17 protein-coding genes, 1 other RNA gene and 1 other annotated feature are annotated in these 20827 nt (G+C 40.1%); of the genes, 15 read left to right on the top strand and 3 right to left on the bottom strand.

Features of this window, described 5'->3' with window-relative positions:
• Nucleotides 1-11 precede the first annotated feature (11 nt).
• From tgt to BN1082_RS27775, 3 genes are all read left to right on the top strand, one after another.
• On the top strand, nucleotides 12-1151 hold the full coding sequence (tgt, locus tag BN1082_RS20905) for a tRNA guanosine(34) transglycosylase Tgt (protein ID WP_090637778.1): 1140 nt from the start codon (nucleotides 12-14) through the stop codon (nucleotides 1149-1151).
• Between the two features lie 31 nt (nucleotides 1152-1182).
• A complete protein-coding gene (gene yajC, locus BN1082_RS20900) occupies nucleotides 1183-1461 on the top strand; it encodes a preprotein translocase subunit YajC (RefSeq protein ID WP_090637775.1) in 279 nt (92 codons plus the stop codon).
• Between the two features lie 95 nt (nucleotides 1462-1556).
• Complete coding sequence (locus BN1082_RS27775; RefSeq protein ID WP_176699885.1) at nucleotides 1557-1712, top strand: hypothetical protein; 156 nt, start codon at nucleotides 1557-1559, stop codon at nucleotides 1710-1712.
• A 322-nt stretch (nucleotides 1713-2034) separates the two neighbouring features.
• Here the strand turns inward: BN1082_RS27775 and BN1082_RS20890 are convergent, their stop codons facing one another.
• Nucleotides 2035-2397 carry a TIGR04086 family membrane protein gene (locus tag BN1082_RS20890; protein WP_342666673.1) on the bottom strand — a complete coding sequence of 121 codons (363 nt, stop codon included), beginning with the start codon at nucleotides 2395-2397 and terminating at the stop codon, nucleotides 2035-2037.
• 205 nt (nucleotides 2398-2602) lie between these two features.
• Between BN1082_RS20890 and BN1082_RS20885 the strand changes: the two genes are divergently transcribed.
• On the top strand, nucleotides 2603-3262 hold the full coding sequence (locus BN1082_RS20885) for a DUF421 domain-containing protein (protein WP_090637768.1): 660 nt from the start codon (nucleotides 2603-2605) through the stop codon (nucleotides 3260-3262).
• Between the two features lie 113 nt (nucleotides 3263-3375).
• Here BN1082_RS20885 and spoVB read toward each other — a convergent pair whose 3' ends face one another.
• A complete protein-coding gene (gene spoVB, locus BN1082_RS20880) occupies nucleotides 3376-4920 on the bottom strand; it encodes a stage V sporulation protein B (RefSeq protein ID WP_090637766.1) in 1545 nt (514 codons plus the stop codon).
• Between the two features lie 131 nt (nucleotides 4921-5051).
• Between spoVB and BN1082_RS20875 the strand changes: the two genes are divergently transcribed.
• The 6 genes from BN1082_RS20875 to dtd all read left to right on the top strand — a co-directional run bounded on the left by BN1082_RS20875 (nucleotide 5052) and on the right by dtd (nucleotide 13978).
• Nucleotides 5052-5351, top strand: a complete 300-nt coding sequence (locus BN1082_RS20875) for a post-transcriptional regulator (RefSeq protein ID WP_342666669.1) — start codon at nucleotides 5052-5054, stop codon at nucleotides 5349-5351.
• Between the two features lie 138 nt (nucleotides 5352-5489).
• Nucleotides 5490-7757 (top strand): protein translocase subunit SecDF, encoded by a 2268-nt coding sequence (gene secDF / locus BN1082_RS20870; protein WP_090637761.1) that lies wholly within the window; start codon nucleotides 5490-5492, stop codon nucleotides 7755-7757.
• Nucleotides 7758-8034: 277 nt separating this feature from the next.
• Nucleotides 8035-10398: a single-stranded-DNA-specific exonuclease RecJ gene (gene recJ / locus BN1082_RS20865; protein ID WP_090637758.1), complete on the top strand. Its 2364-nt coding sequence runs from the start codon at nucleotides 8035-8037 to the stop codon at nucleotides 10396-10398.
• Complete coding sequence (locus BN1082_RS20860) at nucleotides 10389-10901, top strand: adenine phosphoribosyltransferase (RefSeq protein ID WP_090637755.1); 513 nt, start codon at nucleotides 10389-10391, stop codon at nucleotides 10899-10901. The genes recJ and BN1082_RS20860 overlap by 10 nt, the downstream gene beginning before the upstream one ends.
• 428 nt (nucleotides 10902-11329) lie before the next feature.
• The gene (locus BN1082_RS20855; protein ID WP_090637753.1) at nucleotides 11330-13525 is read left to right on the top strand and encodes a RelA/SpoT family protein; all 2196 of its coding nucleotides are present in this window, start codon (nucleotides 11330-11332) and stop codon (nucleotides 13523-13525) included.
• A 12-nt stretch (nucleotides 13526-13537) separates the two neighbouring features.
• Entirely contained in the window at nucleotides 13538-13978 is a 441-nt protein-coding gene (gene dtd / locus BN1082_RS20850) for a D-aminoacyl-tRNA deacylase (protein ID WP_090637751.1), read from the top strand.
• A gap of 291 nt (nucleotides 13979-14269) precedes the next feature.
• On the opposite strand, the gene BN1082_RS20845 is transcribed toward dtd, so the two are convergent.
• On the bottom strand, nucleotides 14270-15769 hold the full coding sequence (locus tag BN1082_RS20845; protein ID WP_245640498.1) for an N-acetylmuramoyl-L-alanine amidase family protein: 1500 nt from the start codon (nucleotides 15767-15769) through the stop codon (nucleotides 14270-14272).
• A gap of 179 nt (nucleotides 15770-15948) precedes the next feature.
• On the opposite strand from BN1082_RS20845, the gene BN1082_RS27770 reads away from it, so the two are divergent.
• From BN1082_RS27770 to BN1082_RS20825, 5 genes are all read left to right on the top strand, one after another.
• Nucleotides 15949-16125 carry a hypothetical protein gene (locus BN1082_RS27770; RefSeq protein WP_176699884.1) on the top strand — a complete coding sequence of 59 codons (177 nt, stop codon included), beginning with the start codon at nucleotides 15949-15951 and terminating at the stop codon, nucleotides 16123-16125.
• A gap of 61 nt (nucleotides 16126-16186) precedes the next feature.
• Nucleotides 16187-16430: a binding site (T-box leader), on the top strand.
• Nucleotides 16431-16507: 77 nt separating this feature from the next.
• Complete coding sequence (hisS, locus tag BN1082_RS20840) at nucleotides 16508-17779, top strand: histidine--tRNA ligase (RefSeq protein WP_090637747.1); 1272 nt, start codon at nucleotides 16508-16510, stop codon at nucleotides 17777-17779.
• A 12-nt stretch (nucleotides 17780-17791) separates the two neighbouring features.
• Complete coding sequence (gene aspS / locus BN1082_RS20835; protein WP_090637745.1) at nucleotides 17792-19567, top strand: aspartate--tRNA ligase; 1776 nt, start codon at nucleotides 17792-17794, stop codon at nucleotides 19565-19567.
• 62 nt (nucleotides 19568-19629) lie between these two features.
• A non-coding RNA gene (ssrS, locus tag BN1082_RS20830) (6S RNA) lies at nucleotides 19630-19825 on the top strand.
• Nucleotides 19826-20016: 191 nt separating this feature from the next.
• A complete protein-coding gene (locus BN1082_RS20825; RefSeq protein ID WP_090637743.1) occupies nucleotides 20017-20808 on the top strand; it encodes a tRNA threonylcarbamoyladenosine dehydratase in 792 nt (263 codons plus the stop codon).
• Nucleotides 20809-20827 lie beyond the last annotated feature (19 nt).

The raw sequence follows: 20827 nt of genomic DNA, 5'->3' as shown, positions 1-20827 counted from the left end.
GAGAATTACAATTGAGTGCAATTCGATATGAATTAATTAAAACATGTAAACAAACGGGTGCAAGGCTAGGAAGGGTTCATACCCCGCACGGGTCTTTTGATACCCCTGCTTTTATGCCTGTTGGAACGCTTGCAACTGTGAAAACAATGTCCCCTGAAGATTTAAAGGAAATGGGTGCCGGTATTATTTTAAGTAATACGTATCACCTATGGCTTCGTCCAGGACATGAAATCATTAAAGAGGCTGGTGGCCTTCACAAGTTTATGAATTGGGACAGAGCCATCTTAACAGACTCCGGTGGTTTTCAGGTTTTCAGTTTAAGTGAATTTCGTAAAATTGAAGAAGAGGGCGTTCATTTCCGCAACCATTTAAGCGGAGAAAAATTATTTTTATCTCCGGAAAAAGCGATGGAAATTCAAAATGCCCTTGGCTCTGATATTATGATGGCCTTTGATGAGTGCCCGCCATATCCAGCCACCTTTGAGTATATGAAGAAGTCTGTGGAAAGGACTTCAAGGTGGGCGGAACGCTGCTTAAAAGCTCATCAGCGTCCAGAGGACCAAGGTCTTTTTGGGATTGTTCAAGGTGGAGAGTTTGAGGAGCTTCGCAAGCAAAGCGCGAAAGATCTTGTCTCACTTGATTTTCCGGGTTATGCAGTCGGAGGCTTATCTGTTGGGGAACCAAAGGATGTCATGAACCGGATGCTAGAATTTACGACCCCGCTCTTACCAACAAATAAACCAAGGTATTTAATGGGAGTGGGATCCCCAGATTCCTTAATAGACGGATCTATCCGTGGGATTGATATGTTTGATTGTGTGCTGCCAACACGAATCGCGAGAAACGGCACATTGATGACGAGTACCGGCAGACTTGTCATTAAAAATGCACAATATTCCCGTGACTTTGGTCCGATTGATGAACATTGTGATTGCTATACATGCCGGAACTATTCAAGAGCTTACGTTCGCCACTTAATTCGATGTGACGAAACATTTGGACTTCGATTAACGTCTTACCATAATCTTTATTTTCTGTTAAGATTAATGGAGCAAGTTAGACAAGCTATTAGGGAAGACAGGCTTGGTGACTTCAAAGAAGAATTTTTTGAACGTTATGGCTTCAATAAGCCGAACGCGAAAAATTTCTAATAGAGCTTTATTTTGAAAGGAGGGAAACAAGATGCAAGGTATTAGTACAATCATTCCATTAATATTAATGTTTGTGTTGTTTTATTTCCTATTAATTCGTCCGCAGCAAAAGCGTCAAAAAGCAGTTCAGCGAATGCAGAGCGATTTAAAAAAGGGTGATAAAGTCGTTACGATTGGCGGACTACATGGTTTTGTCGACTCGATTGATGAAACAAAAGTTGTCATTAAATGTGGTGACGGCAGCCGTCTTACATATGACCGTAATGCCATTCGTGAAGTAACAGAAGTTTCAAAAGAAGCGCAGGTTTAATAAGAAACTGCTCCAAACCCCTGATAAAAAATATTTATCAGGGGTTTTTCTTGTACGCCCATCCAATACCGAGGAAATTGATAAAAGGTCATCAAGTGAGCGGATCAACGTCTGTTTTGGATAAAAAAGAGGTGGAACGGTCGTTGAGAGAAGTGGTCAAAGCCCGTTTTGGAGAAAAAAGAGAGCGGACGGTCGTTGAGAGAAGTGGTCAACGCCCGTTTTGGAGAAAAAAGAGAGCGGACGGTCGTTGAGAAGGCGGATCATCGCCTATTTTGAATAAAAAAGAGGTGGAATGGTCGATGAGAGAGGTGGTCAATGCCCGTTTTGCAGAAAAAAGAGAGTGGATGGTCGTTGAGAAGGCGGATCATCGCCTATTTTGAATAAAAAAGAGGTGGAATGGTCGATGAGAGAGGTGGTCAATGCCCGTTTTGCAGAAAAAAGAGAGTGGATGGTCGTTGAGAAGGCGGATCAAAGCCCGTTTTGTCTCGTTTTTTCTGTTTTGTATAGAAATCTTATCCCTCGCAAATTTTTCATAGAAAAGCGCAAGTACCTCATAGGGCACTTGCGCTTTTCTTATGCATGGCGGGAACTATTTGTTGCGATATTTACCCCGAGGATTCCGCCCATCATGGCTATTAAGATATAACATAAATGATAGATCATCTGCTCTGTATTAAAAAGTTTGTCATAGCCTAAATACTGAAATATAAAGACAATGAGGCTGTAAAGTAATCCCGTTGCCCCCCCGATCAGCCACCCTTTTTCTTTCTTTTTTCCCCCTGATAAGAATCCGCCCCCGAACAGCCCAATAAAGGATGCTGCTGTCACAACGTATTGAAGTGACATTTCCCGGACAGATGTAAACTTAAGAATTAAGGAAAAAATAAGGCTACTTACTGCTGCAAAAAAGAAAATAAAAATTAATCCGTAAAGAATGGATGTACCAAAGCTTTTCGATTCGATCTTCCTCTCCCCCTTTAGGAAAAAATTTGCAGTTTCTGCTTAGTACAAGCGTATTCATGAAAGGTAGAAAATAGAATTAAAAATTATTACCTACTGAAAGTTGGGATAATGTTCCTCTCATTTTCAAACCTAATTGGAAAATAATAAAGTATGAATGGAGGAAAAGGAGCGACAGTAAGTGACAGAATATCTAACGATCGTGCTTCGAACGATTATGTTTTATATCCTGATTCTCGGCATTTTTCGAATGATGGGAAAGCGTGAAATTGGGGAATTAAGCATCCTTGATCTTGTTGTTTTTATCATGATTGGTGAATTGGCGGTAGTTGCTATTGAGAGGCCAAATGTACGGATTTTACATGCGATATTGCCAATGGTTTTGTTAATGGTTATCCAAATTATGATGGCTTTCATATCTTTAAAGAGTAAAAAATTTCGCAATTTTGTGGATGGAAAGCCTAGTATTATTATTAACAGAGGAAAAATTGATGAGAAGGCCATGCGGAATCAGCGTTATAATTTTGATGATTTAATGACCCAGCTACGGGAAAAAGATATTCGCAGCATAGCAGACGTTGAGTTTGCCATATTAGAATCATCTGGAAGCTTGTCCGTCATCGAAAAGGTAAAAAATAACAACAATGAACCCCAACAGGGTGATATTACGATTCCATTAATCTTAGACGGAACGATTGAAGAGGGGAATTTGCAAAGTATCAATAAAACAAACCTGTGGCTGCGGCAGGAGCTTAAAAAGAGAGGTTATCGAGATCTTAAAAAGATTTCTTTTTGCAGCTATGAAAATGGCGAATTCTTTATTGACATGCAGGATGAATAATGGGGAGGGTGCCCAAAAGGGTTTGACACTTTGCTTTAGGACATCCTCTTTTTCAAAAACATAACTATTATTTCGATAAACTGTTCAACATAGACATCAAAAGACCCGCGTGATTATGTAAGATTGCGGATAAAAGGAATTCTTTTTAGATCATCTTGATTAAGCAGACCGAATAAGATCAGTAAAACGATATAAGAAATGGACATTCCAGCTAAAGAGCTTAATACTCTCACAGTTAAATGTTCATTGAGAAGAATGTTTTCCATTAACCAGTAACCGAGCCAGCCAGATGCTCCCATTACTATAAATGTCTTCACGTAATCGCGAATGATAAAAGAAAAAGAGATTTTCTTTAATACTGTTGCAAAATGGAGGATCGTCACAAGGACAAATCCGACCATTATTCCTAACGCTGCTCCGGTAATCCCAAAGGAGGGTTGTGAGGCGAGTAAAAAAATCACGACCGTTTTGACAACGGCACCAATCAAACTGTTGATCATTGCTGCTCTTGCAAGGTTTAACGCCTGCAAAACGGCCTGCAATGGACCTTGATAGTAATAAAAGAGAAAAAAAGGCGCCATTAAGCGGATAAAGTAGGCTCCGTTTGTAGAGCCATACATAAGCTGCATAAGTGGGTCAGCTAATACATAAAGGACAATGACTGAAAGTCCTCCGGTTAAAAAGGCAAATCTGAGTGCTTGCTGGAGCCGGTATTCAATTAATTTATGGTTATTCCGCGAATTGGCTTCACTGATAGCGGGGACAAGAGATGTTGCTAAACTATATGTTACAAATGATGGCAGCATTAACAGCGGCAGGGCATAGCCTGTTAATGAACCATATAGTTTGGTCGCTGTGACTGCAGCAACACCTGCAATAGCTAAGCTATGTGCAACTACGATCGGTTCAAAGAACCAGGCAACGGAACCAATAAGTCTGCTTCCCAATGTTGGTATCGCAATATCCATCAAACTAATAAAGGTATTTTTCCCGCTTTTGACAAATTGAAAAAAATTCTTTCGCAACTTAAAGCGTTTTTTTAATTTAAATGACGTCATGAGGTAAAAGAGGGAAATAAGTTCACCTAAAATTGACGCCACCATTGCAGCAGCTGCGGCATATTCAACACCATAAGGGATGAACGTCCTTGTCATAACCGCGATTAAGGTGATTCGAACCAACTGCTCAAGTATTTGCGAGTTGGCAGCCGGGCGCATATTTTGCCTCCCTTGAAAGTACCCTCTTAACACGGATGAAATAGCAATAACGGGAATAACCGGAGCAATGGCCACTAAAGGATAATATGTTCTCGGGTCGGTAAAAAGGGTTTTGGATAGGTATGGTGCTAGGAAAATGAGTGCTGGAGTAAAAATAATTGAGAGCGAAATGGTTGTTGCCAGTGAAACGACTAGAATTTTTTTTATTTCTGCAAAGTTTCCTTTCGCTTCTGCTTCCGCTATATTTTTCGATATAGCCACTGGCAGCCCTAGCTGGGTAATCGTTACAACGAGTATGAATGTAGGAAAAGCCATCATGTATAAGCCAACGCCTTCTTCACCAATACTCCTTGCAATTACAATTCGATTTATAAATCCAAGGACTCTTGTAATAAGTCCTGCGACTAAAAGGATAAAAGTACCCTTTAAAAACTTAGACATTCGTCTTCCCACCTTCTCAAAAAAGCAGAATTCATATACAATTAACTATATGCAAGAGGGTGGACAAAGCATGACAAAGAGAGGTAGGATTTAAACGATTTAGGGGATAGGATATCTTAAAGGAGGCAATCATGATGGAAGATGGCTACGATTACTCAAATTTTCGAACAAAGGTACAACCTGCATTACAAAGTAAACTAGAAGAATTCCGTTTGCTTGGGCTTCATTCCGTTTCTGAAGATAGTCTTTGGGAATTTCTAATGAAAAAAAAGTGGAAAAAAGCGAAGGATGATGTCAACTTGTTTGAAATCGTTCAAGATATTCTTTCTGTTAAGGCTAGTGATTTTATGAGCTTCACAACGATTGAGTCATATAAAACAATTGAATTCTCATTTGCTGATGAAAATGAACTGAAAGAGCTTTTAAAATAAGGTTTCAGGGGCCTATTTTAAGTAAATTGACAGCACTTCTAACTTATTTCATAATGGTTATAGGAACTTTATTATTATTTTTTTATAAGGCTTGTACGTAAAAGTGCTTTGGCTTATGACTAGGAGGATCAATACATAATGGTAAAGCGCAGTAGAATTGTTGCTTTCTTTTTAATTATTTTGTTATTAGGAAGTACAATGGGAGTTACTACCCAAAATATCTTAAAACATATTAAGCTTGGTTTGGATCTGCAAGGTGGATTTGAGGTTCTTTACGAGGTTCAACCAGCGAAACCAGGACAGAAAATTGATAAGAATGTATTGGCGGATACTGCGAAAGCACTTGACAAACGGGTCAATGCTCTTGGCGTAAGCGAACCGAGCATCCAAATTGAAGGAAATAACCGAATTCGCGTACAGCTTGCAGGAGTTACAGATCAAAACAAAGCACGCCAAATGTTGTCTACACAGGCAAATCTTTCCTTCCGTGATGTTAATGACAAATTAATGATGGATGGTACGGATTTAAAACAAGGTGGAGCGAAGCAAACCTTTGATGAGAATGGAAAGCCTAGTGTAACTCTAACATTGAACAGTGCCAGTAAGTTTGCCAATGTAACAAAAGAAATCTCTAGCATGCCATATCCAAGCAATGTTCTTGTTATCTGGCTTGATTTTCAACAGGGAAAAGACTCTTATTTAAGTGAAGCTGGCAAACCAAATCCGGCATTTTTATCGGCACCTACCGTAAAACAAGTATTTAACCAAAATACAGTTTCCATCGTCGGAAATTTCACTGTACAAGAAGCGCAATCACTGGCATCTCTTTTAAATGCTGGGTCGCTTCCGGTTAAGCTTAAAGAAGTCTACTCTACTTCTGTTGGTGCAAAATTTGGACAGCAGGCATTACAAGAAACCATCTTGGCAGGGATCATTGGAATCGCCATTATTTACCTGTTCATGCTTGTCTATTACCGCTTCCCAGGATTTATTGCGGTTGTTTCATTAAGCATCTATATTTATTTAATTTTGTTAATTTTCCACTGGATGAATGGCGTCCTGACACTGCCGGGAATTGCGGCATTGATACTGGGGGTCGGTATGGCGGTAGATGCGAACATTATTACTTACGAACGAATTAAAGAAGAGATTAAGGTTGGTAAGTCCATTAAATCCGCATTCCAGGCTGGAGAAAAACATGCGTTTACAGCTATTCTTGACTCCAATTTAAATACCATTTTAACTGCTGGAGTTTTATTCTATTTCGGGACAAGCTCTGTTAAAGGGTTTGCAACGATGCTTATTTTGAGTGTTGTGATGAGCTTTTTAACCGCTGTTTATGGATCAAGGTTTTTACTCGGGTTATGGGTTCACAGTCGCTTCTTAAATAAAAAAGCAAGCTGGTTTGGAGTTAAATCGTCCGAAATTAAAGATCTTTCAGAAAATTACGATACATTAGATTTGCCAACAAAATTTGATAAAATTGATTTCGTTAAGCTAAGAAATAAATTTTTTGTTATTTCTGGTGTCTTACTTGCAGTTGGTTTAGTTGTTTTACTTGTTTTCCGATTGAATCTTTCAATCGATTTTACAAGCGGTACGCGGGTTGAAGTTTTGTCTAAAAATCCGATTACTACAGCACAGCTACAGAATTCGTTTGATAAGCTTCATCTGAAAACAGATGATATTACCCTTGAAGGAAAGAATAACGATATAGGTGCAGCACGCTTGAAAGGTGTTTTATCGAAAGATGAAATTGCCCATTTAAAGACAGAATTTAAGAAGGAATATGGAGCGGAACCGAACGTAAGTACAGTTTCTCCAACGGTCGGAAGAGAGCTGGCGAGAAATGCAGTCATTTCGCTATTGATTGCTTCCGCTTTTATCATTCTTTACTTATCAATCCGCTTTGAAATGCATATGGCAATTGCTGCAATTGCTTCCATGCTGCATGATGCATTCTTTATGATTGCGTTTTTCAGTATTACAAGATTAGAAGTAGATATAAACTTTATTGCTGCTGTGTTAACCATTGTTGGTTATTCAATCCATGATACGATTGTTACCTTCGACCGAATGCGTGAAAACATGCAGAAGAAAAAACGGATTAAAACATTTAAGGATATCGCAGATATTGTAAATACGAGTATCCACCAAACTTTAACACGCTCTTTAAACACTGTTTTAATGGTATTAGTTACTGTTGTTGCCCTGTTAATATTCGGAAGTTCTGCGATTCGGAACTTCTCCATCGCATTGCTAGTTGGACTGATTGTCGGTGTTTATTCATCGATCTTTGTCGCTTCTTCGATATGGGTTGTGTTAAAAGCAAAAGAGTTAAAGAAAAAAGGTGTCATTAAAACCGTTAAGGAAAAGAAAAAATATTCTGATCAACCACAAGTATAAAAAAAGCGGAAGTGCCATTAATGGGCGCTTCCGCTTTTCTATGTCCAGCACCATAAGAGTAAGCTTCGGAAGCGATACATCGCACGCCGAAAAACGTAAATTTTTCGGCGGAGCGCCTAGCCCCTCGAGGTCATAAGCCACTCCCAAAACGAAGGCAAAAAGCGCCTTCTTTTTGGGAGCGTCTTATACTTGTCGGGCCTGACCAAGGCGCTTCCGCTTTTCTAATTGAAACAGGCCTGCCACTCCTGTATAATAAGAAAGTCTGAGGGGTGAACGCATGTTAAAGTCGAAAACAAGATGGATTGTTCGTGAATCCAATCAAGAAATCGTTAAAACTCTCGTAAATGAATTGAACATAACTCCTCTCGTTGCATCGTTGCTCGTCAACCGTGGCTTAAATACCGTTGATTCTGCACGGTATTTTTTATTTGGAAAGGAACAATTTCACGATCCATTCCTGCTTAATGGCATGGATGTAGCAGTAGAGCGAATACGTGAAGCCATTGAAAAAAATGAACCTATTCTTATATTTGGGGATTATGATGCGGATGGTGTTAGTAGTACCTCTACGTTAATGATTACCCTTCGTGATTTAGGAGCAAATGTTGGCTTTTATATCCCTAACCGATTTACTGAAGGATACGGACCAAATGAGGACGCCTTTCGTCATGCAGCTGAAAATGGAATCAAATTAATTATTACTGTAGACACAGGCATTGCTGCCTTACATGAGGCAGCCATTGCAAAGGAACTGGGGATGGATTTAATCATTACAGATCATCATGAACCAGGTCCTGTGTTACCGGAGGCACTGGCCATTATTCATCCTAAGCTCCCGGAGAGCAAGTATCCGTTTCGTGACCTTGCGGGTGTAGGCGTGGCGTTTAAATTGGCTCATGCCCTATATGGAGAGCTTCCAGAGCATTTATTTGAAATTGCTGTGATTGGGACGATTGCAGATTTGGTGTCGTTAAAAGGCGAAAATCGCTTAATCGTAAAAAAGGGTCTTGAAAAACTAAAAATCACAACTAATAAAGGTCTCCGTGCTATTTTTAAATTAGCAGACGTCGATCTTATGTCCATTAGTGAAGAGACGATTGGTTTTTCTCTTGCTCCAAGAATAAATGCTGTTGGTCGCTTAGAGGACGCAGACCTGGCCGTGCAGCTCATTCTAACGGAAGACCATGAAGAAGCACAGATTCTTGCAGAAGAAATGGAATCCTTAAATAAAGAAAGACAAGCGATCGTTAACTCGATTACTGCTGAAGCAATCGAGGAAGTGGAAACAAATTATCCCATTGAAACGAATAAAGTTCTCGTCATCGGCAAGGAAGGTTGGAATGCCGGCGTTATTGGAATTGTCGCTTCAAGACTTGTTGAAAAATATTTTCGCCCTACAATTGTATTAAGCTTTGATCAAGCTAAAGGATTAGCTAAGGGCTCGGCGCGAAGCATTGCCGGATTTGACCTCTTTAAAAACTTATCAACTTGTAGGGATATTTTGCCGCATTTTGGCGGTCATCCAATGGCTGCCGGGATGACATTAAAGCTAGAGGATGTCTCAGAGCTTCGGACGAGGTTAAATGATTTAGCCGGTGAGGAGATATCAGATGAGGATTTTATTCCTGTTACCATGCTTGACGGTGAATTCCGTCTGGAAGATATCAATTTAACTGCTTTGGACGAAATGAATTTACTTGCCCCCTTTGGGATGGACAACCCTAAGCCAAAGGTTTTAATTAATAATGTGGATATAGCGAATATGAAAAAGATCGGCAGCGACCAAAACCATTTAAAAGTATTGCTCAAAGAAAATGGAGCGAATCTTGATGGTGTAGGTTTTGGATTAGGCACGCTTTGTGATCATATTTCGCCAGCATCCAAAATTTCTTTAATCGGCGAATTATCCATTAATGAATGGAACAATATACGTAAACCCCAAATTTTTATTCACGATCTTGCTGTGGAGGCATGGCAATTATTTGATTTTCGTGGTGTAAAGCAGTATAGCAAAATGAAGGACATGGTGCCAGAGGAAAACCGGAAATGGATATTCTTCAATAAAAACCATTTTGAAAAAATAAACCCTCAGCTTAATGAGGAGACCATTCTTATAGAGGATATGGAACAGGCGAAAGCGTTCAATTGCGAACAGACTAATTTGGTTTTGGTTGACCTTCCGCCGTCTGAAGAAATACTTGTCCAGTTAGTAAAGGGGCAAGTGCCAGCAAGGATTTATGCCTATTTTTATAAAGAATCGAGTGATTTTTTTAGTACTGTTCCAACAAGAGAGCATTTTAAATGGTTTTACGCTTTCTTGTTAAAAAAAGGACCGATTGACCTTAATAGATACGGGGGAGAAATAGCCAAACACCGCGGCTGGACAGTAGAAACACTTAACTTCATGTCAAAGGTGTTTTCCGAGCTGGAATTTGTTACAATTAACAATGGATTTATTACTTTGAAAACCGGAGTTCAGAAGCGTGATTTAACTGACTCAAGCACGTACCAAGCAAAACAGAAGCAATACGATCTTGAAAGAGATTTATTGTTTTCTTCCTATCAAGAATTAAAGAGCTGGTTCGATCAAGTGATTCAAGAGTCGGTTAACATTGAGGAGGCAATAACAGAATGGATTTAAAAAAATTTGTTTCTATTGTAGAAGATTATCCGAAACCAGGGATAAAATTTAAAGACATTACCCCATTAATGAATAATGGTGAAGCATATAAGTATGCCACAGATCAGATTGTTGCATATGCTAAGGATAAACAAATTGATTTAGTAGTGGGACCTGAGGCACGTGGCTTTATTATTGGTTGTCCTGTTGCCTATTCACTTGGCGTTGGATTTGCACCAGTCCGTAAAGAAGGAAAGCTACCACGTGAAACCGTTAAAGTCAGCTATGGGTTAGAATACGGAAAAGATGTTTTAACTATTCATAAAGATGCTATTAAACCAGGACAACGTGTATTGATTACCGACGATTTATTGGCTACAGGCGGCACGATTGAAGCAACTATTCAATTAGTGGAGCAGCTTGGCGGTGTCGTAGCAGGAATTGCCTTTCTAATTGACTTGAGTTACCTCGATGGGCGTAAGAAACTAGACGGGTATGATGTCTTAACAGTAATGACTTATTAATCATGAAAGAGAGCACTCATTCGAGCTGAGTGCTCTCTTCTTATAATGATTATCTAGCTCTTTTCAAAAAGGCTGTGTTAAAAGTCATTGTTGATTTTTGAAACGTTGTTGATTGGAGCGGAAGGCGCGAGACTCCTGCGGGAGTACGCGGCAGGGGAGACCCCACAGGCGCTTAAGCGCCGAGGAGGCTCCCCGGAACGCCCGCGGAAAGCGAAGCGCCTAGAGCGCAAATCAACAGGCAAGTTTAACAAGCTTTCAAAAAAAATTCCCTTTTCTCGACATTTTTTTCATGAAAAGGTTCTCAATCTCTTTACATCTTGGCTTTTTTTTTCGATAATAGTAACAATCATTCTAATTTAGTAACTTTTTGAATGAATGACATTTACCTAAATTATACAAAAAATAGATATGGGATTAAAGGTGATTTTATGGCGAACGATCAAGTGCTAACCGCCGAACAAGTCATCGACAAGACTAGAGTTTATTTAAATGATGAAAATGTTGAACTGGTTAAAAAGGCTTACGAGTTCGCTAAACATGCTCATCGTGAACAATATAGAAAATCAGGCGAGCCTTATATCATTCATCCGATTCAGGTAGCTGGTATCCTGGCTGACCTGGAAATGGATCCGGCAACAGTTGCCGCTGGTTTTCTGCACGACGTCGTTGAAGATACTTCAGTATCCTTAAAGGATATTGAAGTATCTTTCAATGCCGAAGTGGCTATGCTTGTCGATGGTGTAACGAAATTAGGAAAAATTAAATATAAATCACACGAGGAACAACAGGCCGAAAATCACCGCAAGATGTTTGTGGCTATGGCTCAGGATATTCGCGTTATTTTGATTAAACTCGCCGACCGCCTTCATAATATGCGGACGCTCAAACATTTACCTTTCGAAAAACAACGTCGAATTTCAAATGAAACCCTTGAAATTTTTGCTCCATTGGCTCATCGTCTTGGTATTTCCAAAATTAAGTGGGAATTAGAAGATACAGCATTAAGGTATTTAAATCCGCAGCAATATTACCGGATTGTCAACTTAATGAAAAAGAAGCGTGCTGAGAGGGAGCAATATTTAGACGATGTCATCGATGAAGTTAAAGATCGGTTGAACGATGTTTCAATTAAAGCGGAGATCTCTGGCCGTCCAAAGCACATCTATAGCATCTATCGCAAAATGGCCCTGCAAAATAAACAGTTTAGTGAAATATATGATCTGCTAGCAGTAAGGATTGTGGTCAACAGCATTAAAGATTGCTACGCCGTTTTAGGGATTATTCATACTTGCTGGAAGCCAATGCCTGGACGATTCAAAGATTATATCGCGATGCCAAAGCCCAATATGTATCAATCTCTGCATACAACAGTGATTGGCCCTAAAGGGGATCCACTAGAGGTCCAAATAAGAACCTCTGAAATGCACGAGATTGCCGAATTCGGGATTGCCGCCCACTGGGCCTATAAAGAAGGGAAATTGCTAAGCGACAGCACTTCCTATGAACAAAAACTAACTTGGTTTAGGGAAATTCTTGAGTTTCAAAATGATACTGCAAATGCAGAGGAGTTTATGGAATCTTTAAAGATTGACCTATTCTCCGATATGGTATTTATATTTACACCAAAAGGGGATGTCATTGAACTGCCGTCCGGTTCTGTCCCGATTGATTTTGCTTATCGAATTCACTCGGAAATTGGCAATAAGACGATTGGTGCTAAAGTAAACGGGAAGATGGTCACGCTTGACTATAGGCTTAAGACAGGGGATATTATCGAAATTTTAACATCGAAACATTCTTATGGCCCAAGTCAGGATTGGCTGAAACTTGCCCAAACATCCCAGGCGAAAAACAAAATACGTGCATTCTTTAAAAAGCAACGCCGTGATGAAAATATCATTAAAGGCAAAGAGCTTGTTGAAAAAGAAATTCGCAATATGGAGTTTGAACCGAAAGAAATTTTGACCTTGGATAATATGAAAAAGGTTGCCGAAAAGTTTAATTTTTCCAATGAAGAGGAATTGTTTGCCTCTGTAGGCTACAATGGCATTACGGCACTACAAGTGGCAAACCGCTTAACGGAGAAATGGCGCAAAAAAAGAGATCAGGAGCAGTCTGCCAATATAACGAATGCTGTTACCGATTTAAAAACATTCCCATCCACGAAAAAGCGGGAATCTGGGGTTCGCGTCGCCGGTATTGATAATTTACTGATCCGCCTGTCCAAGTGCTGTAATCCGATTCCAGGTGATGAAATCGTTGGTTTTATTACTAAGGGACGGGGTGTATCTGTTCATCGCTCGGACTGTACGAATATTGATTCTGGTGATGCAAAGTCAAGATTAATTCCTGTCGAATGGGATACTTCCTTAAATGACCGGAAGGAATATAATGTTGACATTGAAATTAGCGGATATGACCGACGAGGATTACTTAATGAGGTTCTCCAAGCTGTTAATGAAACAAAAACGAATATATCAGCGGTATCGGGAAAATCCGACCGTAATAAAATGGCGACCATTATCATGTCCATCGCAATTCACAATGTGAGTCATCTGCAAAAAGTAGTCGACCGTATCAAACAGATTCCGGATATTTATTCTGTTCGCCGAATCATGAATTAAGGAGAGTTTTGTATGCGAGTTGTTGTTCAGCGCAGTAAGAAGGCCAGTGTAACGGTAGAAGGAGAAATTACCGGTCAAATAACAAAAGGGCTTGTCCTGCTTGTTGGTGTCACCCATAACGATACGGAAGAGGATGCCGCCTTTTTGGCAGACAAAATCGCGAATCTTCGTATTTTTGAGGACGAAAATGAAAAAATGAATTTATCGTTAATGGATGTTGGTGGCGAAATTCTTTCTGTTTCACAATTCACATTATATGGGGATTGCCGTAAAGGGAGAAGGCCGAATTTTATGGATGCAGCAAAACCTGATTATGCTACTACTATTTATGAAGCTTTTAACAGCTTCCTGCGCGACAAAGGCATTCGCGTCGAAACCGGCCAGTTCGGTGCCATGATGGATGTCAGTTTGATTAATGATGGTCCGGTAACATTCATCCTTGAAAGTAAATAGAAAAGCGGAAGCGCCTTAGTCAGGGGCGACAGGCATAAGACGAGCCGGCGTGAAGGTTGTTTTTTAACCTTCAGGACGGATTGGCTTATGACCCCGAGCCCCTAGGCGCTGAAGCTAGACAATAAGAAAAGCGGAAGCGCCTTGGTCAGGGGCGACATGCATAAGACGAGCCGGCGTAAAGGTTGCTCTTTAACCTTCAGGACGGATTGGCTTATGACCCCGAGCCCCTAGGCGCTGAAGCTAGACAATAAGAAAAACGGAAGCGCCTTGGACGAGGTGCTTCCGCTTTTTTTATTTACTACTAAAAAACCTTGCTAAGCCGTTAAATACACCGGTTGCAGCATTTTCTTGAAATGATCCTGAATTTAGCGTCATTTCTTCACTAGGGTTGCTTAAATAACCAAGCTCGATTAAAGTCGCTTTTTGACTATTTTCCCGAATTACATGGAAATCACCAAATCGTACGCCGCGATTTTTCAGACCTGTTTCGTTAATAGTGGATGTATAAACTGTTTCAGCAAGACTTTTTTGAGATGGATGATAATAATATCCTGTCGACCCCTGAACATTTGGGTCTGTATTGCTATCATAATGCAAACTTACAAAGGCATCAGCCTGTAAGGAGCGAGATACACTTACACGTGCTGGCAAAGATATATATGTATCGTCTGTTCTTGTCAGATAAACATTTGCCCCTGCAGCTCGTAATTTATCATACAAAAGCTTTGCCGTTTTTATGGTAAGGTTTTTTTCCAGTGTTCCACTAGAACCCGTAGTCCCGTTATCCACTCCACCATGACCGGGGTCAATGACGATTGTCTTATTTTTCAAGGAATTTTGTGGACCTTGTTTCTCGATGTTTGGTGCAGTGCCGTTAACGGAAACAATCCAGCCTGCTACGTAACCCTTTGCTCCGTTTGATAACTTGATTTCATACCAGTCATTTACAATATTACTGATAGCAAAGGTATCGCCTTCTTTTGCATGGCTAATCACATCTGCTTGGCCATTTGGAGATTTTCGAATGTTTGAGCCATCCTGCAAAATCGTTACGGTATTTTCATTGTTTGTTTTTTCCGGAGAGGGATTCGCGGCAGCTTGGTCCATATACCATCCTGCTGCCCATCCGTAGCTTCCAGGCTTATACTCAATTTTCACCCAGTTATTTTCTTCCTGTAAAACAGTGAATTGTTGCCCCTTTTCAACTGTTCCAATGACAGCAGCGTTCAAATCCGCACTTTTGCGGACACTCAAAGTATCGGCTGTGACCGTTACAACCCCATTATTTCCATTTTGGGTTTCCTTTGGAGCCGTTTGGGTATTGATATAATCAGTACTAACCCATCCTCGTTGATTTGAAAAGCTAATTTCATACCAATTTTCATTTTGATCAAGAATGGTAACAGCTTGTCCCTTATTTAAAACTCCAATGATTCGAAAGCTTGTCCCCGGTCCAGATCGAACCCTTAATTGATCCGTATTTGCAACGGCTGTTGCATTTGCATTCCCTGATGTAGATGTTTGTGAACTTTCCTTTGTCACAAGCCAATTGGCAACCCATCCTGTTTGTCCGAGTGCCACCTTAATTTGGGTCCAATCGCCTTTTTCCTGTAAAATCGTATACTTTTCCCCTTTTTTTGCTTGCTTAACTAATGGGTAGCTTAAGCTTGGGCCCTCACGAATATTTACCGTGTCAGCATAAATAGTAATGGATCTGCTTGTTGCCATTCCTTTACTTTGGGGCAGGAAGGTTCCGAAAATAAAGATGATGCAAATTAAAAGTAGACTCATTTTTTTGAACATCGCAACCGTAATCCTCCGCATTTCCTTTTACTACTATTCTAACGTAATTACCAATGAAAATCATTCCTTAATTGCTAGATTTGGCTAATTTTATATATGAAAATGAAATTTTTTTAGAAATGATGGAAATACTAAAAGCGATAAAGAAACCATAGGAGTGATCAAAGATGCGGGCGAGTGATAAAAGTATGAACATACAGTCAATGGATGGACGGCTTTTTGGTGTAGATTTTCATGATTTTATTCAAATGGAGCAGCATGCGACATCTATAGAACTTGCATCTGAGTTTGGTCTAACAATGAGGGATGTCAAAAAGTTAAAAAAGCACATGGAAAGATCATAGAACACTCTTGACATTAGATTAGATGCTCCGTATTATTATATAAATAAACTGATATATTCAAAAACAACCAATGATGGAGCATAGTAATTAAGGACCTTCGTGAAAAGAGAGGAAATGCCCCCGGCTGAAAGCATTTCTACATGAATCTTAATGAAAGAACACTCCGTAGGCTTCTCTCTGAAAAGGCATCGTCTTAGTAGGAGGAGAACGTATGCAGGCGTTAACTGTCAAAGAGGAAATGCATATGATTTTTTGCATTTCAACTAGGGTGGCACCGCGGGAAACTACAAACTCTCGTCCCTTGTATTGTTACAAGGGACGGGAGTTTTTTTATTTTTTTTTAAAAAATTCCTAGTAAAAAAGGGTTAGGAGGTTTTCTACCATGTCTATTAATATTCCCAGGGGGACACAAGATATTTTGCCCGGAGAGGTAGAAAAATGGCATCTTATTGAAAGAAAAGCAAGAGAGCTCTGCGAGAAATATCAATATCATGAATTGCGCACTCCCATTTTTGAACATACCGATCTCTTTATAAGAGGTGTGGGCGATACAACAGATATCGTCCAAAAAGAAATGTACACCTTTGAAGATCGAGGCGGTCGAAGCATCACCCTTAGACCAGAAGGAACAGCTCCAGTAGTGAGGTCCTTTGTGGAAAAGAAAATGTTTGGTTATCCTAATCAGCCAGTAAAGCTCTATTATTTGGGCCCAATGTTTCGATATGAACGCCCGCAGGCAGGCCGATTCCGCCAATTTGTTCAGTTCGGGGCTGAAGCATTGGGAAGTAATGACCCTGCTATTGACGCTGAAGTGATTTCACTGGCAATGAATCTCTACAAAGAATTGGGCTTAAAAAAGCTTAAGCTGGTGGTAAATAGTCTAGGAGATAAAGCGAGCCGAAACGCCCATCGTGAGGCCCTTATCAACCACTTTCAACCACGGATTGGCGAGTTTTGCAGGGATTGCCAAAACCGTCTTGAAAAAAACCCATTACGAATTCTCGATTGTAAGCAAGACCATGACCATGAGCTAATGAAGTCAGCACCATCGATTATCGATTATTTGAATGATGAATCAAAAGCCTATTTTGAAAAATTACAGCAGTACTTAACACAATTAAATATCTCATTTGAGGTCGATCCGAATCTTGTTCGTGGTTTAGATTATTATAATCATACGGCCTTTGAAATTATGAGTAATGCTGAAGGATTTGGGGCGATTACTACGTTGTGCGGCGGAGGACGCTATAATGGGCTCGCTGAAGATATTGGTGGCCCGGATACGCCGGGAATCGGCTTTGCCTTAAGCATTGAGCGTTTACTTGCAGCACTTGATGCAGAATCTATTCAACTGGATCTTAAGGAAGGAATCGATTGTTACCTTGCATATCTTGGCGAAGAAGCAAAGGATTATACAGTCGGCTTATTACAGAATCTGCGAATGGCCGGTTTTTCAGCTGAAAGAGATTACTTAGATCGGAAAATTAAGGCGCAATTTAAAGCAGCCGACCGCCTTAAAGCAAGGTATGTGGCTGTACTTGGTAAAGAAGAGCTAAAAAACAATAAAATCAATGTGAAAAATATGTCCACTGGTGAACAAGTTGAAGTTGAGCTTGGTTCCTTTGTTCAATATTTTCAGGGATTGAAATTATAAAGGGGGATCTATATGTTTGGCAGATCGTATTTTTGCGGAGAAGTTCCAGAAGCTTCAGTTGGGGAAAAGATAACTCTTAAGGGATGGGTTCAGAAAAGACGGGATCTGGGTGGGTTAATCTTTATTGACCTGCGCGATCGCACAGGAATCGTTCAAGTTGTTTTTAATCCGGATGTTTCCAAAGAAGCACTTGAAACAGCTGAAAAAATTCGTAACGAATATGTATTGGATATCGTTGGGACAGTTGTTAAACGTGAGCCTGGAACGGTAAATGAGAACTTAAAAACAGGAAAAATTGAGATTTCTGCTGAAAATGTGACGATCATTAATGAGGCAAAAACCCCTCCTTTTATCATCTCAGATAATACGGATGCATCAGAAGACATACGGTTAAAATACCGTTATTTAGACTTCCGCCGCCCAGTTATTTTTGAGACGTTAAAAATGCGCCATCAAGTGACGAAGCAAATTAGGGATTTTCTCGATAGCGAAGGATTTCTCGATATTGAAACACCGATTTTGACAAAAAGCACACCAGAGGGAGCGCGGGATTATCTTGTTCCAAGCCGTGTGCATCCTGGCGAGTTTTATGCACTGCCCCAATCTCCACAGCTATTTAAACAGCTATTAATGGTCGGCGGCATTGAACGTTATTATCAAATTGCTCGCTGCTTCCGTGATGAGGATCTAAGGGCGGACCGCCAGCCGGAGTTTACACAGGTTGATATTGAAACAAGCTTTTTGAGCCAAGAGGACATCATGAGCTTATTAGAAAAAATGATGTCCAGTCTTATGAAAAACGTAAAGGGAATAGATGTTGCATTGCCATTCCCGCGGATGACATATGATGATGCCATGAGCCGTTATGGTTCTGATAAGCCAGACACCCGTTTTGAGATGGAACTGGTTGATTTATCCGAAATTGTGAAGGATTCAGGGTTTAAAGTATTTGCTGCAGCAGTTGCTAATGGTGGCCAAGTAAAAGCCATTAACGTAAAAGGTGCTGCTGAAAAATATTCACGTAAAGATATCGATGCTTTAACAGAATTTGTTGGCCGCTATGGTGCAAAAGGTCTTGCTTGGGTGAAGGTGGAGACTGACGGATTAAAAGGTCCAATTGCAAAATTCTTCTCTGATGATGATACTGCAGCAATCAAGGCAACTCTTGATGCTACAGAAGGGGACCTGCTTTTATTTGTCGCCGATAAGAAGTCTGTTGTTGCTGATGCACTCGGTGCTTTACGACTTAAGCTCGGGAAAGAATTAAATATAATCGACCAAAGCAAGTTCAATTTTCTCTGGGTAACCGATTGGCCGCTATTAGAATACGATGAAGAGGAAGGCCGCTACTATGCTGCTCATCATCCTTTTACCATGCCATTTAGGGAAGATCTTGATTTCTTAGATACGGACCCATCAAAGGTACGGGCACAGGCATATGACATTGTCTTAAACGGATATGAGCTTGGCGGAGGTTCTCTCAGAATTTTTGAACGTCAAATCCAAGAGAAAATGTTTAAAGTACTTGGTTTTACACCTGAAGAAGCAAAAGCTCAGTTTGGTTTCTTATTAAATGCATTTGAGTACGGAACACCGCCTCACGGAGGTATTGCTCTAGGGCTTGATCGTTTAGTTATGCTGCTCGCTGGAAGTTCAAATTTAAGGGATACTATTGCGTTTCCAAAGACAGCAAGCGCGAGCTGTCTGTTAACAAACGCACCTAGTGATGTTACAGAAGACCAGTTAGATGAGCTGCATTTGTCATTAAATGTTAACAAAAATGAGTAATACAATCTCTCGGTATCTTGAATAGAAACTCCATTTTATGCTATCATAATAACAAGTAAAGAAGAGTCCTGAAATGTACGTTGCACTACCTGAAGTTTTGACCGAACATTATTTCTTCGGGAGTCTGGAGTTTTCTAGTTGCGTAAATGCCTCAACCATTACGGGAAAGGGGACTTACAAAATCAGAAACAGGACACCCCCCTGCTGAGTGCGGGATCAAAACAAGGGATCATAAGCGACGGCATCATTGGGACTCTTTTCTCTTTCATAGCCATCAACTTCTGCCATTCGCAGAAGTTTTTTTAATACGATTAAGAACTCTCATTGGTATCTATTTTTATTTCCTTTTACACAATTCCTATAGAAATAGTTGCTTTTAAGGCTGGGTATGGTATATATTAAATCGGGAAAAAGATAAGTAACGATATTAAATAATGGAGTGAACATAAATGCTGCATCAATTTTCTCGTAATGAGCTGGCCATTGGGAAAGAAGGCCTCGAACTGATGAAAAACAGCACCGTTGCTGTTCTAGGAATCGGTGGTGTTGGATCTTTTGCTGCTGAGGCTCTGGCCCGCTCTGGAGTAGGCCGAATTGTCTTGGTGGATAAGGACGATGTCGATATTACCAATGTGAATCGTCAGCTTATTGCTCTTTTATCTACAGTTGGCCAGCCTAAAGCTGATGTAATGAAAGAACGGATTAAGGATATCAATCCTGATTGTGAAGTCATTGCTTTAAAAATGTTTTATACAGACGAAACGTTCGAAGAGTTCTTCAGCTATGGTCTAGACTTTGTTGTGGACGCATCTGATACTATTGTTTATAAAATTCACTTAATGAAAGAATGTTTAAAAAGAAATATTCCGATGATCTCGAGCATGGGAGCAGCTAATAAACTCGACCCAACCCGCTTCAAAATTGTCGATATTTCTAAAACCCATACAGATCCAATTGCCAAGGTTATCAGGACGAAATTAAGGAAGGAAGGCATTCAAAAAGGCATTCCAGTTGTTTTTTCTGATGAGAGCCCGATTGTTATTCGCGAGGATGTTCGTAAGGAAGTCGGGAACGAGCAAGCGGCCATTCGCAAGGCAAAAATGCCACCTTCATCCAATGCTTTTGTCCCGTCTGTCTGTGGCTTAATCATGGCCAGTTATGTGGTAAGAGAATTACTAAAAGATATTAAAATTCACCGAGTTTCGGATGAAAATACATCAAAGAGCTCTAAACTTTCTTAAGTTTAGGGTTTTTTTTATG

This window comes from Neobacillus massiliamazoniensis (assembly GCF_001048695.1).
Taxonomy (GTDB): domain Bacteria; phylum Bacillota; class Bacilli; order Bacillales; family Cytobacillaceae; genus Neobacillus; species Neobacillus massiliamazoniensis.
The sequence above is the reverse complement of the archived record's forward strand: the minus strand, read 5'-3'. Positions and strand labels throughout refer to the sequence as shown.

What these genes read in the sequence shown, in the direction of transcription:
- yajC (WP_090637775.1), top strand. Translation starts at nt 1,183, where the DNA reads ATGCAAGGTATTAGTACAATCATTCCATTAATATTAATGTTTGTGTTG.
- spoVB (WP_090637766.1), bottom strand. Translation starts at nt 4,920, where the DNA reads ATGTCTAAGTTTTTAAAGGGTACTTTTATCCTTTTAGTCGCAGGACTT.
- BN1082_RS20875 (WP_342666669.1), top strand. Translation starts at nt 5,052, where the DNA reads ATGATGGAAGATGGCTACGATTACTCAAATTTTCGAACAAAGGTACAA.
- secDF (WP_090637761.1), top strand. Translation starts at nt 5,490, where the DNA reads ATGGTAAAGCGCAGTAGAATTGTTGCTTTCTTTTTAATTATTTTGTTA.
- recJ (WP_090637758.1), top strand. Translation starts at nt 8,035, where the DNA reads ATGTTAAAGTCGAAAACAAGATGGATTGTTCGTGAATCCAATCAAGAA.
- BN1082_RS20860 (WP_090637755.1), top strand. Translation starts at nt 10,389, where the DNA reads ATGGATTTAAAAAAATTTGTTTCTATTGTAGAAGATTATCCGAAACCA.
- BN1082_RS20855 (WP_090637753.1), top strand. Translation starts at nt 11,330, where the DNA reads ATGGCGAACGATCAAGTGCTAACCGCCGAACAAGTCATCGACAAGACT.
- dtd (WP_090637751.1), top strand. Translation starts at nt 13,538, where the DNA reads ATGCGAGTTGTTGTTCAGCGCAGTAAGAAGGCCAGTGTAACGGTAGAA.
- BN1082_RS20845 (WP_245640498.1), bottom strand. Translation starts at nt 15,769, where the DNA reads ATGAGTCTACTTTTAATTTGCATCATCTTTATTTTCGGAACCTTCCTG.
- BN1082_RS27770 (WP_176699884.1), top strand. Translation starts at nt 15,949, where the DNA reads ATGCGGGCGAGTGATAAAAGTATGAACATACAGTCAATGGATGGACGG.
- hisS (WP_090637747.1), top strand. Translation starts at nt 16,508, where the DNA reads ATGTCTATTAATATTCCCAGGGGGACACAAGATATTTTGCCCGGAGAG.
- aspS (WP_090637745.1), top strand. Translation starts at nt 17,792, where the DNA reads ATGTTTGGCAGATCGTATTTTTGCGGAGAAGTTCCAGAAGCTTCAGTT.
- BN1082_RS20825 (WP_090637743.1), top strand. Translation starts at nt 20,017, where the DNA reads ATGCTGCATCAATTTTCTCGTAATGAGCTGGCCATTGGGAAAGAAGGC.